General features: G+C 52.0%; 14 protein-coding genes. 5 read left to right on the top strand and 9 right to left on the bottom strand.

Annotated elements, in window-relative coordinates; translation table 11 throughout:
- Window positions 1-113 precede the first annotated feature (113 nt).
- From AYI87_RS05250 to AYI87_RS05240, 3 genes are read left to right on the top strand one after another with little or no spacing between them, the layout of a single operon-like run.
- Window positions 114-431, top strand: a complete 318-nt coding sequence (locus AYI87_RS05250; RefSeq protein ID WP_186300560.1) for a PepSY domain-containing protein — start codon at window positions 114-116, stop codon at window positions 429-431.
- Window positions 432-453: 22 nt separating this feature from the next.
- Entirely contained in the window at window positions 454-1,134 is a 681-nt protein-coding gene (locus AYI87_RS05245; protein WP_144200230.1) for a response regulator transcription factor, read from the top strand.
- Between the two features lie 17 nt (window positions 1,135-1,151).
- Window positions 1,152-2,564: an ATP-binding protein gene (locus tag AYI87_RS05240; protein WP_144200228.1), complete on the top strand. Its 1,413-nt coding sequence runs from the start codon at window positions 1,152-1,154 to the stop codon at window positions 2,562-2,564.
- 44 nt (window positions 2,565-2,608) lie between these two features.
- On the opposite strand, the gene AYI87_RS05235 is transcribed toward AYI87_RS05240, so the two are convergent.
- Window positions 2,609-3,910 carry a diguanylate cyclase domain-containing protein gene (locus tag AYI87_RS05235; RefSeq protein WP_144200226.1) on the bottom strand — a complete coding sequence of 434 codons (1,302 nt, stop codon included), beginning with the start codon at window positions 3,908-3,910 and terminating at the stop codon, window positions 2,609-2,611.
- Window positions 3,911-4,209: 299 nt separating this feature from the next.
- Between AYI87_RS05235 and AYI87_RS05230 the strand changes: the two genes are divergently transcribed.
- Window positions 4,210-5,643 carry a DUF3300 domain-containing protein gene (locus AYI87_RS05230; RefSeq protein ID WP_144200224.1) on the top strand — a complete coding sequence of 478 codons (1,434 nt, stop codon included), beginning with the start codon at window positions 4,210-4,212 and terminating at the stop codon, window positions 5,641-5,643.
- A 142-nt stretch (window positions 5,644-5,785) separates the two neighbouring features.
- Here AYI87_RS05230 and AYI87_RS05225 read toward each other — a convergent pair whose 3' ends face one another.
- Together AYI87_RS05225 and AYI87_RS05220 are read right to left on the bottom strand one after the other, a co-directional pair.
- On the bottom strand, window positions 5,786-6,298 hold the full coding sequence (locus AYI87_RS05225; RefSeq protein ID WP_144200222.1) for a YgjV family protein: 513 nt from the start codon (window positions 6,296-6,298) through the stop codon (window positions 5,786-5,788).
- Window positions 6,299-6,492: 194 nt separating this feature from the next.
- The gene (locus tag AYI87_RS05220; protein WP_144200220.1) at window positions 6,493-7,071 is read right to left on the bottom strand and encodes a Crp/Fnr family transcriptional regulator; all 579 of its coding nucleotides are present in this window, start codon (window positions 7,069-7,071) and stop codon (window positions 6,493-6,495) included.
- A gap of 192 nt (window positions 7,072-7,263) precedes the next feature.
- Between AYI87_RS05220 and AYI87_RS05215 the strand changes: the two genes are divergently transcribed.
- A complete protein-coding gene (locus AYI87_RS05215; RefSeq protein WP_144200218.1) occupies window positions 7,264-7,614 on the top strand; it encodes a putative quinol monooxygenase in 351 nt (116 codons plus the stop codon).
- An 84-nt stretch (window positions 7,615-7,698) separates the two neighbouring features.
- Here AYI87_RS05215 and AYI87_RS05210 read toward each other — a convergent pair whose 3' ends face one another.
- From AYI87_RS05210 to AYI87_RS05185, 6 genes are all read right to left on the bottom strand, one after another.
- Complete coding sequence (locus AYI87_RS05210) at window positions 7,699-8,766, bottom strand: M43 family zinc metalloprotease (RefSeq protein ID WP_144200216.1); 1,068 nt, start codon at window positions 8,764-8,766, stop codon at window positions 7,699-7,701.
- A 559-nt stretch (window positions 8,767-9,325) separates the two neighbouring features.
- Entirely contained in the window at window positions 9,326-10,096 is a 771-nt protein-coding gene (locus AYI87_RS05205) for a hypothetical protein (RefSeq protein ID WP_144200214.1), read from the bottom strand.
- 147 nt (window positions 10,097-10,243) lie between these two features.
- The gene (nqrF, locus tag AYI87_RS05200) at window positions 10,244-11,461 is read right to left on the bottom strand and encodes an NADH:ubiquinone reductase (Na(+)-transporting) subunit F (RefSeq protein WP_144200212.1); all 1,218 of its coding nucleotides are present in this window, start codon (window positions 11,459-11,461) and stop codon (window positions 10,244-10,246) included.
- Between the two features lie 41 nt (window positions 11,462-11,502).
- Window positions 11,503-12,111 carry an NADH:ubiquinone reductase (Na(+)-transporting) subunit E gene (gene nqrE / locus AYI87_RS05195; RefSeq protein WP_011866502.1) on the bottom strand — a complete coding sequence of 203 codons (609 nt, stop codon included), beginning with the start codon at window positions 12,109-12,111 and terminating at the stop codon, window positions 11,503-11,505.
- 4 nt (window positions 12,112-12,115) lie between these two features.
- Complete coding sequence (locus tag AYI87_RS05190; protein WP_011866503.1) at window positions 12,116-12,739, bottom strand: NADH:ubiquinone reductase (Na(+)-transporting) subunit D; 624 nt, start codon at window positions 12,737-12,739, stop codon at window positions 12,116-12,118.
- A 1-nt stretch (window position 12,740) separates the two neighbouring features.
- Window positions 12,741-13,511: a Na(+)-translocating NADH-quinone reductase subunit C gene (locus AYI87_RS05185; RefSeq protein ID WP_144200210.1), complete on the bottom strand. Its 771-nt coding sequence runs from the start codon at window positions 13,509-13,511 to the stop codon at window positions 12,741-12,743.
- Between the last annotated feature and the right edge of the window lie 13 nt (window positions 13,512-13,524).

The following is a 13,524-nucleotide window of genomic DNA, read 5'->3' as shown; positions in this document are numbered from 1 at the left end:
ATGAAGAAGCACGCTTGCCTTTCCCCCTGGCGAGCATGGAGAATCGCGGCATATGTTTCTTATTTTTATAGGATCTTTTACACTGTCCGAAGAATTCAACACAGGTGATTTTGATGAAACCAGCCTTAGTATTGCTCGCCATAGCGTCACTCCTGTTTCCCCTACAAGGTTACAGTGCGGGCTATGGAATATCGGCGGCCAGTAGCAGCATCTTGATGGCGGCTCAGAAAAATACTAATCAAAATCTGCGTGTTAAAAATCGTCAGCAGGCCACTCAGATGGTAAAGGGACGCTTTAACGCCAAGGTCCTGAGCGTGCAATCATCACGGGTCAATGGCAACCCAGGCTACCGCGCCAAGTTGCTCAGTAAAGATGGCGTGGTCTTCTATGTCGCCATCGACGCCGTCACAGGACAGATGAGCCGACAATAACCTGCTAAGAAAGGACACACCAATGCGATTACTACTGGTTGAAGACGATTTAGCCCTTCAGGACAACCTGAGACAACACCTGCTCGATGCCAACTACACCTTAGACATCGCCAGCGACGGCGAAGAGGGTCTGTTTCAGGGACGAGAGTACCCCTACGACGCCGCCATTATCGACGTTGGCCTGCCTAAGTTAGATGGTATCGCGCTGATCGCCAGGTTAAGAGAAGAGGGAATAGACTACCCCATACTGATCCTGACCGCCCGCGACAACTGGCAAGACAAGGTCGAAGGCCTGGATGCCGGCGCCGACGACTACCTGACCAAGCCGTTTCATCCCGAAGAGCTGGTCGCCAGGCTCAAGGCGCTGATCCGCCGGGCGGCGGGCAAATCCAGCCCAGTGATTCAAAACGGGCCCTACTCACTCAATACCAGCAGCCACGAGATCAAATTTGGCGACCAGGATGTCAGTCTGAGTGGCTCCGAGTACAAGCTGTTCGAGTATTTCATGCTGCATATCGGCGAGGTGAAGTCCAAGAGCATTCTCATCGAGCACATCTATGATCAGGATTTCGACTTAGATTCCAACGTCATCGAGGTCTTTATCCGCCGCCTGCGTAAGAAGCTCGACCCCGACGGCCAATATGGGCTTATCGAGACATTACGTGGCCAGGGCTACCGCCTGAAGCCACTGGATAACAGTTAAGCTTTCGAGGCCATCTGATGAGCAGCCAGCGCGCCCCACAGGGCAAACTCAACTCCCTCAGGGTTCGTTTGATCCTCAGCGCCCTGCTGCTGATATTGCTGCTGCTGCCTACCATTGGCTTCGCCCTCAACAACGCCTTTAAACAACAGGTTATGACCAACGTCAGAGAGCAGCTAAGTGCCTACCTCTATTCTGTACTGGCGGTGGCCGAGATGGACGATGGCAAGCTCTATATGCCAGAGGTGCTGCTGGAAAATCAGTTCAATGTCATAGGCTCAGGCCTCTACGCAATGATCGACCGCGCAGGCGATCGCCGAACTGAAAGCGCTCTCCAGGGTGATAGCCCAGCCAGCATTGAGCCACTCTGGTCATCCAACTCCTTTCTTGGATTGAATCTGACGACGCCCCTGCCCCATCCTAAGGTGGGTCGCAGCGAATTTGGCGAGCTGATGCTAGAGCAGCAGCCCCATCTCATCTACAGCTTTAGCGTACGCTTCGCCCCCGGCGAGACCCAGCGCCAGAGCGCGCCTATCACGGTCCACATCATTAAAGATCTCGACGGCGTGGCGCAGCAGCTCAACGCCTTTAGCCAACATCTGTGGAGCTGGTTGTTCGTGCTGATGCTGGTGCTGCTGGCAATTCAATTTGCCTGGCTGGCCTGGACATTAACCCCCCTGGCGCGCTTTAGAGAGGAGCTGGAGCAGGTACAGTGTGGCGAGGCGGAGCAACTCAGCGGCCATTACCCCAATGAATTGCAGGCGGTGGCAAAACAGCTAAACACACTGCTGAGCACAGAGCAGCGCCAGCGCAGTCGTTATCGCAATGCCCTCTCTGACCTGGCCCACAGCCTCAAGACGCCGCTGGCGGTGATCCAGAGCCAAAAAGATCTCAGCCCCACCTCTCTGGAACAAGTCAGGCAGATAAATCGCACCATAGGCCACCAGCTTAAACGAGCCCAGAGCGCCGCCGGTAACGCCTGGCACCTGGGGATTAAGATCAGCCTGGTCTCCGACAAGCTGCTGCGCACCCTGGTCAAGATCCATCCCGGGGTAGCGCTCAGCTATGGCAAGGCCCCAGAGGAAAACCAGATCTTCTACGGCGACCAGAGCGATCTAACCGAGATGCTGGGCAACCTGCTGGATAACGCCTGTAAAGCCGCAAAATCACAAGTTGAACTCAGTGTTGAAACGCGCGAAGGCAAACTCATTATCAGCGTCGAAGATGATGGCGAAGGGATTAGCCCGGCGCAGCGACAAACCATCTTAGAACGGGGAAAGCGTGCCGATACCTATGCTAAGGGCCATGGTATAGGTTTGGCTATAGTTCGCGACCTGGTGGACAGCTATCAGGGCGCACTATCCATAGATGAGAGTAAAAACTTAGGTGGCGCCAAGTTTGAGCTTGTGTTTAACCAGCAATTTGCGAACTAACGCTGGTCTCTGGATTTCCAGGCACAGCTCAAGGTTAATACACCTTAGGCTATTGTATTGTCTTCAAGCATCTTGGGCTCGAAATAGACCAATCGTTGCAGCCCTTCTCGCTTAGAGACGTACATGGCAATATCGGCATATCGAATCAAGGTTTCGCTGTCTTGGCTGTCTTGGGGCATCAAGGCGGCACCGAGACTAAAATGCAGCGGATGCTCTTCCCCCTGATAACTAAAGCTACCACGCATTTTGTCCACAACCCCAGCTAAGGTCTTATGAACTTCTTCGACGCTGCAGAGATCATTGAGCAAGATTAGAAACTCGTCACCTCCATAGCGATAAATACCGTCGCTGCGCCTCAAACTCTGGGTTAATCTTATTCCCAGCGCCTTTAGTAGCTCATCACCACACTGATGACCATGTTCATCGTTTATCTGTTTAAAATTGTCTATATCCAAAAACACTAATGCCAAAATTGTCTCTTTGCACTGCGCCTGCTCTATTGCATCGCTTAAATCTTTAAACAGACAGACCCTATTATTGACCCCCGTGAGCTCATCGAGATGCGCCTGTTTATGCAGCTGTTGGTGCTTTTGAAACACGACTTCACTCATTTTATAAAATGAAGACATCAAATAACCGATCTCGTTGTTGGGCAAGAAATCGGTCAGGTGTTGGCGTTCCCCCGCCTCCATTCGCTTTGTGGCTTCGATTAATTTACTCAAGGGGGCAAACAAGCCTTTTCTGATCAGCACAAAGATTGCCAGTGCCAAAAACAGGGCCACTATGATTTCAATGATGAAAATGGTCTTAATATCCCCTCTAACCGAGGTGAAATCGGCAATGCGAAGTTCAAGTAAGCGCTGCTCTTCGCGGTTAAACTCATCGAGATAATGACGAATATTGTCCATATACTCTTGACCCACATCGCTGCGCACCAGTGCCATAGCTGCCATAGGATCTTTTTCGAAAAGCGCTATTGACTCCTTTAACTCGGCGATTTTGCGCTCAATCTCTGTGCTTAAGCGCGCCAGCAGTTGTTGCTGTTTCAGATTGTCCCGGGTAAGCAATGTGATTTGCTTTAGCAAATCATTGATAGTGTGAAGCGAAAGATGATAAGGCTGAAGATAATGCTTTTGGCCTGTGAGCAGGTACCCCCTCTGTCCCGTTTCCGCATTGGCCACCGCTAATAGAAGTTTATCTGAGTAGGACAGCAAGGTATGGGTATGATTAACCCAACGCAGTTTCTGCTCACTCTTTTGCTCTAAAAAGTAAGCCATGAATATATTGGCAAATACAAACAGGAATAACAGCGTCAGCAAACCTAATAGTTTCTTCTGAATACTCACCTAACACCAACTCCATGCCTGTCCATAACGCTCCCCCAGCAGAGAGATATGATTCCACTAAAATAAACTTTGTTTGTCATCTGTCCATATCGTCAAGAATTCACCGAATGAATTAGGCTAATAATCTGATATGGTTACAACTATAGTTGCTTTTCATTCGCTTCGCCCTGCGCTTTTTCTATCACATTACAGACAGTAAGTAGTACATAAAACAAGCATAAAATAGCTTTCAGCTAATGTTCATCTTGGGCCTTTTATTATCTGAGTAAATCCAATGACAGATAAGCCTAGGAGACGTTATGAAAAGCATCAGACAATGGACTTTGCTCCTGCTCATTGCCCTTTCACAGTCACTGCTTACCCCTTCAGTGTCGCGGGCAGAAGACGCTGTTCAAGAGATCCAATTTAGTGATGCCGAGCTGGCACAGATGCTGGCCCCCATCGCCCTGTATCCCGACAGCCTACTCACCCACATTTTAATTGCCTCCACCTATCCGCTAGAGGTGGTGCAGGCCAATCGTTGGCGCAACAAAAACAAGTCGTTAGAAGGCGCTGAGGCGGTTAACCGCGCTGAGAAACAGGACTGGGATCCCAGCGTCACCGCCTTGGTCGCCTTTCCCGATCTGCTGCAACGCCTGAGTGACGACCTCGAGTGGACCCAGAAGCTGGGCGACGCCTTCCTGCAGGACGAGGAGCGAGTGCTGGACAGCATTCAGAGCCTGAGACAGCAGGCCGAGCGCGCCAATGCCTTCGACGACATGGAGAATATGAAGGTCACTAAGGTCAATCGCCAGATCGTTATCGAACCTGTGCAGCGAGAGGTGATCTATGTGCCTTACTATGACACCCGAGTGGTCTACGGCCATTGGCACTGGTACAACTACCCGCCAGTATATTGGGCCTATCCGCCCCATTATGCCCGTTACTACCCGGGTCATATTTCGGGACACTTCTACTTCAACAGCGGCATACATATCAGCTTTAACTACTTCTTCAGTGCGTTTAGCTGGCGTCAACGTCACATAGTGGTGACCCATCACCACCACACGACTCGCTACCGCCCTTACAGCCGAATCGTGACCAGCAGCGGCGCCCAACGTTGGCACCACAAGCCGGTGCATAGACACGGTGTTGCCTATCGCTCGCCAAAGGTTAAGGCCCGCTACGACAAGTATCGTCCTAACCGTTATGACGTAAAACACAATAGCAGCGTGAATCGCTATTCCAATTCAAAGCAGGCCAAGCCGAGTCAGGCCAAGCACTACAACGCGGCGCAGGTTCAAAAGCGCCGCGAGCAGAACTTCAGCCACAAATTGAGCGATGCCCGCAGCCAGCATGACCGTCATCAAAACGCGCATAAGACGCCGACCAAGTATTATGAGAAGCGCGACCGACTCAGCCTGAATGACAAGGCCAACCGCTCATCGAGCAATAAAGCCGACAACAGGACGAAAGAGTGGAATAGAGAGAAGCGCCCTCAGCGAAACGACAGCTATCAGCGTGAGATGAAAAGCCATCAGCGAAACGACAGCTATCAGCGTGAGAAGAGTCATCAACAGCAAAGCTACCAAAGAGAAAGGAGCCCTCAGCGAGAAGTGAAAAGCCATCAGCGAGACAATAGCTACCAGCGTGAGGTAAAGAGCCATCAGCCAGTGAAGAGCCATCAGACCAATAACGGTCGCGGTGCCTCATCTCACAATCAACAGGGCCGAACTAAGCAACGTGATAACTAAGCGGTAAGTCGCTAAGTAACTATATAGCTAAGTAGGGAGCAGTTAAGTTAGGAGCTCGCCTAGGAAAGAGCAAGCATTAAGGCGGTGGCAATCACCGCCACCATTTTTCTCAAGCCAGATTTCAATACTCGGATCCCGCACCTTAATCTACCAACCTAGGCCGCCACGGCAAGCCATAGAAACGGTAGTAACCCACCAGATTACTGCCGATAAACAGCAGCTCCATCACCACAGCCGTGGGCGAACCCACCAGATAATTGTTAAGCAGCCAGATGCTGGTGCCCACTATCATCAGCTGTCTCAGGCGTTGATCCCTTGGACAGAAAGCGGCGATGGTCTGAGTACAGCTGCCGACAAAGCTTATCAGGCTCAGGGGGCCGGCATAGGTAAATAGGGCGATCAGGCTATTAATCCCCAGAAACAACCAGAGCAGGCGCCGCGAGTGCGAAAATACGGTTACCAGGTAACGAATTGCGGCAACCAACATAAGCCCGGCGGCCGTCCACTGGAGCAGCAGCGCAAAATGAACGCTGATTAATACCCCAGACAGTGCGAGGCAGAGCACTATGTGGCGCTTCTGCTTGAATTGAAAAGAGAGAATGTCTGTAATGATCGCTACAGCGATCAAGCATTGAGACAGAAGAAACAGCGACATACACCACCTAAGATTTCAACATGCTAAAGAAGGCGCTAGTATGATTCAGCCTTGATTCAAGGCGCATTAACTTAAGATAAGCCGGGAAGAATCTTTTCGATGCTTATATGTACTAGCTTATACCAAGGCATGGAAAGTGTCGCACCGATATCTTGTCACCTATATCAACAAATCTGTCTTGTAAACTAGTCCTCTCAGGCTAGCCTGCCCTTGAGCCGCGACAGACTCACGGGCGTGATACCTATATAGCGAGCCAGCTGCACGTTACTCAGGCGCTCGACCCACATGGGTCTGTGGTTGACCAGGTAGAGATAGCGCTCCTCGGGACGTTTGAGCAGCAAGAATGCCTCCTTCTCCTCCTTGTACAGCAGCTGTCGACTCAGCAAGGCGATCAGCACGGCTTGCCAGCTCGCCTGTTTGAGCAACGCTAGGGGGAAGCGCACCAGGGTCGTGTCAGTCACCGCCTCCAGCTGATAGGGCGCCGCATCCCCCGTCAGCAGGCTGTGATAGAGCAGGCAGAGCTCCCCTTCGAAATAAAACTCCTTCGAAAACAGGCCGCCACAATCGCCATAATACTGAGCGCCCAAGATGCCATCGACGATGAAATAGCCATGCTCCTGGCAGGCCCCCTGGTGCAGCAGTATCTCCCCTCTAGGCGCGCACATGCATTTGGCCTGACTCAGCGCCTCGCTAAATTCATTATCTGCCAGCCCAAGCTGATCTAGTCGCTCAGCAAAAACGCTAAGGGCATCTTTAGCTTCTCTCTGTGTCACTCTGTTTCCTCTACGCTCTGTCAGGGCCCTGATGATAGCACTCTCGGACCGCACTGAATAACCATTGCCCTATTCGCCAGAAACCTACGAGCATATCAGTGAAACGCCTCCTTTAAACCACGCCGCATTTTAGGCTAGACTCAGAGGCCATCTATGATTTTATTTAAGTTTTTAACCAGCGGAGAGCCTCAGATGTCAACACGCGTTTTTGTGATAGCCCAGTTTCGCCCCAAGGCGGGCAAGGAAGCCGAACTCTTTGAAGTACTCAAGGCACTGGAGCCCGACTCACTGCGGGAACAGGGGTGTATTCAGTACATTCTCACCCGTCAGATAGACCATCCGAGCGCCAGTCGCACCGACTACCCTATCGTGTTCAATGAGATCTGGGCCGATGGCGAAAGCTGGGCGGCTCACGGCCGTCGCCAGCAGATCAAACACTTCTTCGACACTCAGGTGAGCTCCCCCATCGGCCTGGTGGATGATGCCATAGTGACCGCCTATACCGACGAGGGCTACGAATACGACGCCCCGGTATTTATCTAGCCATTTGTCTAATCCTCGCCTAAAGAGATGAAAAAAACGCAGCCTAGGCTGCGTTTTTTTAAGCGTTTTTGATGGCTTTCGCTATTAGTTCGCCACACCTGTCGCGGCCTGGTTTTGCACCGACCAGAGGGTCACGCGAGCCTGACTGTCGAGGCCATTAACCATGCGCGCCACCTGATCTTGGGTGAAGTTGGCGTATTGATCTGAGTAGGCCATAAAGTTCTGCCAGTTAATGGTCTGCCCCATGCAGTTGACTATGCCGCCATCACCCGGGTTCATCTGCCAGCTGTTTTGCTGTGGCGTGTCGCAGTTCTCATCGCCCGTGGTGCCGCAGCGGCGCTCCATGCCACGTTTACAACCGCCTTCGAAGGTGTGGATCAGATCCAGGAAGTGGCCGAATTCATGGGTCAACACAGAGCGAAAATTCTCATCGGTATTGCTACCAAGGTAGGCGCCGTTGTAGGTCACCCGTGCCAACCCCTCGTCTGACATAGTGGTATCCGGGTACCAGGCCACTCCTGAATTGTTGGTGACGCCATCGGCATAGAGGTCGTTCTGAATGTAGACATTCATGTACTTGTAGTTATCCCAGTGATCCCGCTTCACATCTGAACTGGAATAGTTACCCGCCCCAGACGATGCCGGATGATAAACGATACCCGAAGTGGGATTTCCCTGAGGATCGATACTGGCTAGGCGAAACTCGATATTGAGCGCCTGCTTCACCCCTTGGAACTCAGCATCTATGTCGGCGAAATCGGCGGTGCGCCCCTGAAAGTCTTCGTTAGTCTTGTTGAGGGCATCTATGATCACCGCATCTGTCACCGTCTTACCGTTGAACTGGGTGCCATACACATGGAACACCACAGGGATCACGTAACTTGGGGTCGCCGACAAGGCCAGCGCCGAAGGGGTATCGCCCGTCGCCACACTGGCGTCATCACCAGGCTTAGCCATGGCGCGCTTACGCTCAAACAGCTTGGCATGGCGCGCCTTGGCCTCATCTAAAGCGGCGGGGAAATTACGATAATGCTGAGCGTTAATCTCCCCCGCCTTACAGTGATCGGCGGCAAACTCGGGCTGCTTGGCGCCAACGCCTGCGCTAGTTGTCAACAGGGCGGCCAGGATAGATAAAGTCAATTTGTTGGTCATGTTATTAGTCACTCTTATTGTTAGCTTTTTAGGGTAAATCGCCCTCTCCCTGGCGTGTTCGCTTCCTTTCGGGCGAATAACAACATTACCTATTGAGATAAAATATTCTGTATACAATATACTCAAATAAAAGTAGGAGTAAACCCAAATGTGAATATTTTGTAAATCCGTAATTTCACAGAGACAACTGGGTTGCAGTGACTCAACGGCAACTCAGCTAAAAGCTAAAGAGACAGAAAAGTATGTTGATTGAACGGGGAATATTGCTGGCTAAGCGATAGCTAGCGCCAGCAATTCTTGTAGTATCAAGCTGATTTTATTCAGGTAAATACATTAAGAAGACATAAGAAAGCACAAGTGCGATCGCCTGATGCACTATCAGAGAAGAGCGTCGCCAAAAATAACCCACGACCAAATAGAAAGCGCAGACAAATAGAAAACGCAAAAAAAGAGAAAGCGCTGGTAAAGATAAAGCCTTGGCAGCAACTCGACTCGACCTAATGGGCTAAATATTTGGGCTTGTCTAGCGCCTTACTTCCCTGCTATCGACCAAAAGCCACTAATAACCAGTCTGGGCGCCAGCCCTCGCCCTGAGCAGTTTAAACTTATGAAATCCCAGGTTTCTCAGCCTTTGTAGATCGAAATCTATCATGCCCTGCATCTCTCTCGCCTTAAGATCTTGGGAACACTTAAACTCGCCCCCCAGCCCCTTATTAAACTTAGAGATAGACTTGTAACAGATACGCGCCAGGCAGGTGTAGGCACAGCCCGCATTGGCAAACAGACGAATACGCGCTTTATGAGGTAGCGCGGCCAGGAAAGCCTCGTCATCGTTGAGCACCATAGGAAGCACCAGGGTGTCGTAGAGCCCAAAGGCCTCTTCGATCTGCTCTGGTTTTAGCAGGTTCTTAATCACGCTGGCTTCGATGTCATAGTCGGGAAATTCCTGCTTGATCCAATAAGCGAGGTCGTCATTGGTGCAGATAATAGAGTTGCGCTTGTGATGATACTTAGCCAGCAAGGCGCGATTGGCGTCAAACTCCTCCTTAGTGGCAAAGTGATTGGTAAAGGGAATTCTAAGCCCTATACCATGATCCGCCAGCAGGCCAGTGTCCCGCTCGGACAGCTGGCGCATCAGATAGAAACGCCCGCCATATAGGGTCGATGGCTCGACGAAACCAAATACACTCTCAATCTGCCCAAGGGGCACCGCGGCAAAATGTTGTTTTAAAAACTTAATCACCGACTGATGATCCGCCTTACCCCGCGCGGAGATGGTATAGGTACTCTTGGGTGTATTGTTCTCGCAGCTCTCTGGCTTGTCGCTCATATCATTGCTTAGTTAACCTTTAGATAACAAAACAATATAAAGCTATGCCTGCTAGACCACTATGACATAGATCAAATAGCGACCCGTCCCACCTCGACATAAAAAACGCAGCCATTGGCTGCGTTTTTGTCTTAGAAAGACTAAGGATTAATCGCCGAAGTCATCCAGTAGTATGTTTTCCTGCTCAACCCCAAGACTTTCAAGCATGTTGATCACCGAGGAGTTCATGATCGGAGGGCCACACATGTAGAACTCACAGTCTTCCGGCGCCTTGTGATTCTTCAGGTAGTTCTCATAGAGCACATTATGGATAAAGCCTGTGTAGCCGTCCCAGTTGTCCTCGGGAAGCGGGTCCGACAAGGCCACGTGCCACTCGAAGTTATCATTTTCCGCCGCCAACGCGTCGAACTCCTCCTGATAGAAGATCTCACGACGTGAACGGGCACCGTACCAGAAGGTCATCTTACGCTTGGTCTGCTCACCCTTGAGCTGGTTGAAGATGTGTGAGCGCATCGGCGCCATGCCGGCACCACCTCCAATAAACACCATCTCGGCATCCGTCTCCTTAACGAAGAACTCACCAAATGGCCCTGAGATGGTGACCTTGTCGCCCGCCTTGAGATTAAAGATGTAAGAGGACATCTTACCCGGTGGCAGCCCCTCTGATGGCGGGGTGGCGATACGCACGTTCAGCATGATCACCCCCTTCTCATCCGGGTAGTTAGCCATAGAGTAGGCACGCAGCACGTCTTCCTCTACGGTCGAGACCAGATCGAACAGGCCATACTTTTCCCAGTCGTCGCGGTATTCGGTCGGGATATCGAAATCGCTGTATTTCACCTCGTGAGCCGGCGCCTCAATTTGAATATATCCGCCCGCCTTGAACTTCACATCTTCCCCTTCGGGCAGCTTGAGCAGCAGCTCCTTGATGAAGGTGGCCTGGTTATCGTTGGAGATCACCTCACACAGCCACTTCTTAACGCCGAAGATCTCCTCTTCCAGCTCAAGCTCCATATCAGTCTTCACCGCCACCTGACAGGCCAGACGACAGCCCTCTTTGGCCTCTTTCTTGTTGATATGGTCACGCTCGGTCGGCAGGATATCACCGCCACCCGACTTAACCTTCACCCGGCACTGACCGCAGGTACCGCCGCCGCCACAGGCCGAAGGAATAAAGATATTCTTGCTCGCCAGGGCGCCCAGTAGCTTATCGCCCGCCGCCGTGGTTATGCTCTTGTCATCATCATCGTTGATGCGGATGCTCACGTCACCGTTGATCACCAACTTGCTCTTGGCGACTAAAATCACCATCACCAGCACACACACCACTATGGTGAACATGCCTATGCCTATTGCCATTTCCATCTAATAACCCTTTTCTTAATGCACTGACACTAGCACGCCCGTTACAGCGAGATGCCGGAGAAAGACATAAAGCCCAATGCCATCAGGCCCGTGGTAATAAAGGTGATACCCACACCTTGCAGCCCGGCTGGAATGGCGTGAAACTTCATCCGCTCACGCAGTCCCGCCAGCAGCACGATAGCCATCGCCCAGCCAAGGCCTGAACCGGTGGCAAACACCACAGACTCACCCAGGGTGTAGTCGCGGTTCGCCATGAAAATCACCCCGGCGAAGATGGCGCAGTTCACCGTCAGTAGCGGCAGAAAGATCCCCAGGCTGTCGTACAGGCTAGGAATATACTTATCCAAAAACATCTCCAGGATCTGCACCAAAGCCGCGATCACACCGATGAAGGTGATGAGCTTAAGGTAGCTCAGATCCAGCTCGGGATAGCCCGCCCAGGCCAGGGCGCCCGGCGCCAACACCTTAGAGTAGATAAGCTGGTTCAGCGGCACCGCCAGTGTCATCACCACGATAACCGCAATACCCAGACCGAAGGAGGTCGATACCTTCTTCGACACGGCCAGGAAGGTACACATGCCCATGAAGAAGGAGAGCGCCATGTTGTCGATAAAGACGGCCTGAACAAAGAGATTGATATAGTGTTCCATAGCCTTAACCTCGCTTACGCTGGATAACATTGATGGCCCAGATCAGTAAGCCAATCAGGAAGAATGCACTCGGTGGCAACTTGAACATCTCGTTGGCCAGATACCAGCCATCGTTCTCGACCGTCTTTAAGATCTCATGGCCAAACAGGGTACCGGCGCCCAACAGCTCACGCACGAAGGCGACGCTCAGCAAGATAACGCCATAGCCCATGGCATTACCCATGGCATCCACCACAGCCAGATGCGGCGGCATCTTCATGGCGAAGGCTTCGGCGCGGCCCATGATGATACAGTTGGTGATGATCAAGCCCACAAACACCGACAGCTGACGCGACAGCTCATAGGCCACATCCTGCAGCACCATGTCGACGATGATAACCAGGGAGGCGATCACCGTCATCTGAGCGATGATGCGCACGCTGTTAGGAATAAAGTTACGGATGCTGGAGATGATCAGGTTAGAAAACACCAACACGAAGGTCACCGCCAGGGTCATCACCAATGCGGTCTGCATCGAGTTGCTCACCGCCAACGCCGAACAGACCCCAAGCACCTGCATGGCCACGGGGTTATTGGCGAAAATCGGGCCGGTTAGAATGTCCCGGGTCGCCGTCATACTCTTACTCATCTTAAACCTCCGACGCTTTTAGCTTGTGAAGGAAGGTCTGATAACCTTCGACCCCGAACCAGAACTGCATGGCACGCTGTACGCCGCGTCCCGTCATGGTCGCGCCGCTCACGGCATCTACACCATGGAGATCGCCGGCCTTAGCACCGCCCTTGACCACCTTGAAGGAAACCTGTCCCTTCTCGTCAAACAGCTGCTTGCCCTTAAGCTTGTCGGTCCAGGCCTTGTCGTCGAGGAAATCGCCGATACCCGGTGTCTCACCATGCTCGTAGAAGACCACGTTTTCTATGGTGTTCAGATCCGGCTTGAGCGCCACATAGCCATAGATGATCGACCAGAGCCCCTTGCCATAGATAGGCAGTACCACGGCATGCAGCTCGCCCTTGTCGTCAAACACCTTGAACACGCGGGCCTGATTGGCGCGGGTCTTGATTTTGGCGATATCTTTCTTCGGCTTGCTCGAGGTCTGCGGATTGATGGCCGCCATACGGTCGTCGAAATCCAGCACGTTCGCCTGGCTATCGATGACGCCGCTGTCCAGCTCCACCAGCAGAGGCTTCACCGACTGCTCGAAGATGGCGCGAAAATCTTTGTCGCCGCTGATATCGATATCGGCGGCCAGCAAGACGTTGCGCTTAAGCTCGTCGCGCTTCTTCACCAACTTACGTTCTTTGAGTACCTCGGCCGTTCCTGTGATCATAAAAGAACAAGAGAGGCAGAGGACGAGTGTGAAGATCATGGTCCCCACAACGGTATCTTTCTTAAATGCCATTAGCGTTGCTTCT

It is taken from the genome of Shewanella sp. KCT (assembly GCF_007636505.1).
Lineage (GTDB): Bacteria > Pseudomonadota > Gammaproteobacteria > Enterobacterales > Shewanellaceae > Shewanella > Shewanella halotolerans.
The sequence above is the reverse complement of the archived record's forward strand: the minus strand, read 5'-3'. Positions and strand labels throughout refer to the sequence as shown.

Excerpts from the sequence above, each read along its gene's own strand:
- AYI87_RS05250 (WP_186300560.1), top strand. The coding sequence starts at position 114 with ATGAAACCAGCCTTAGTATTGCTCGCCATAGCGTCACTCCTGTTTCCC.
- AYI87_RS05245 (WP_144200230.1), top strand. The coding sequence starts at position 454 with ATGCGATTACTACTGGTTGAAGACGATTTAGCCCTTCAGGACAACCTG.
- AYI87_RS05240 (WP_144200228.1), top strand. The coding sequence starts at position 1,152 with ATGAGCAGCCAGCGCGCCCCACAGGGCAAACTCAACTCCCTCAGGGTT.
- AYI87_RS05230 (WP_144200224.1), top strand. The coding sequence starts at position 4,210 with ATGAAAAGCATCAGACAATGGACTTTGCTCCTGCTCATTGCCCTTTCA.
- AYI87_RS05225 (WP_144200222.1), bottom strand. The coding sequence starts at position 6,298 with ATGTCGCTGTTTCTTCTGTCTCAATGCTTGATCGCTGTAGCGATCATT.
- AYI87_RS05215 (WP_144200218.1), top strand. The coding sequence starts at position 7,264 with ATGTCAACACGCGTTTTTGTGATAGCCCAGTTTCGCCCCAAGGCGGGC.
- AYI87_RS05210 (WP_144200216.1), bottom strand. The coding sequence starts at position 8,766 with ATGACCAACAAATTGACTTTATCTATCCTGGCCGCCCTGTTGACAACT.
- AYI87_RS05205 (WP_144200214.1), bottom strand. The coding sequence starts at position 10,096 with ATGAGCGACAAGCCAGAGAGCTGCGAGAACAATACACCCAAGAGTACC.
- nqrF (WP_144200212.1), bottom strand. The coding sequence starts at position 11,461 with ATGGAAATGGCAATAGGCATAGGCATGTTCACCATAGTGGTGTGTGTG.
- nqrE (WP_011866502.1), bottom strand. The coding sequence starts at position 12,111 with ATGGAACACTATATCAATCTCTTTGTTCAGGCCGTCTTTATCGACAAC.
- AYI87_RS05190 (WP_011866503.1), bottom strand. The coding sequence starts at position 12,739 with ATGAGTAAGAGTATGACGGCGACCCGGGACATTCTAACCGGCCCGATT.
- AYI87_RS05185 (WP_144200210.1), bottom strand. The coding sequence starts at position 13,511 with ATGGCATTTAAGAAAGATACCGTTGTGGGGACCATGATCTTCACACTC.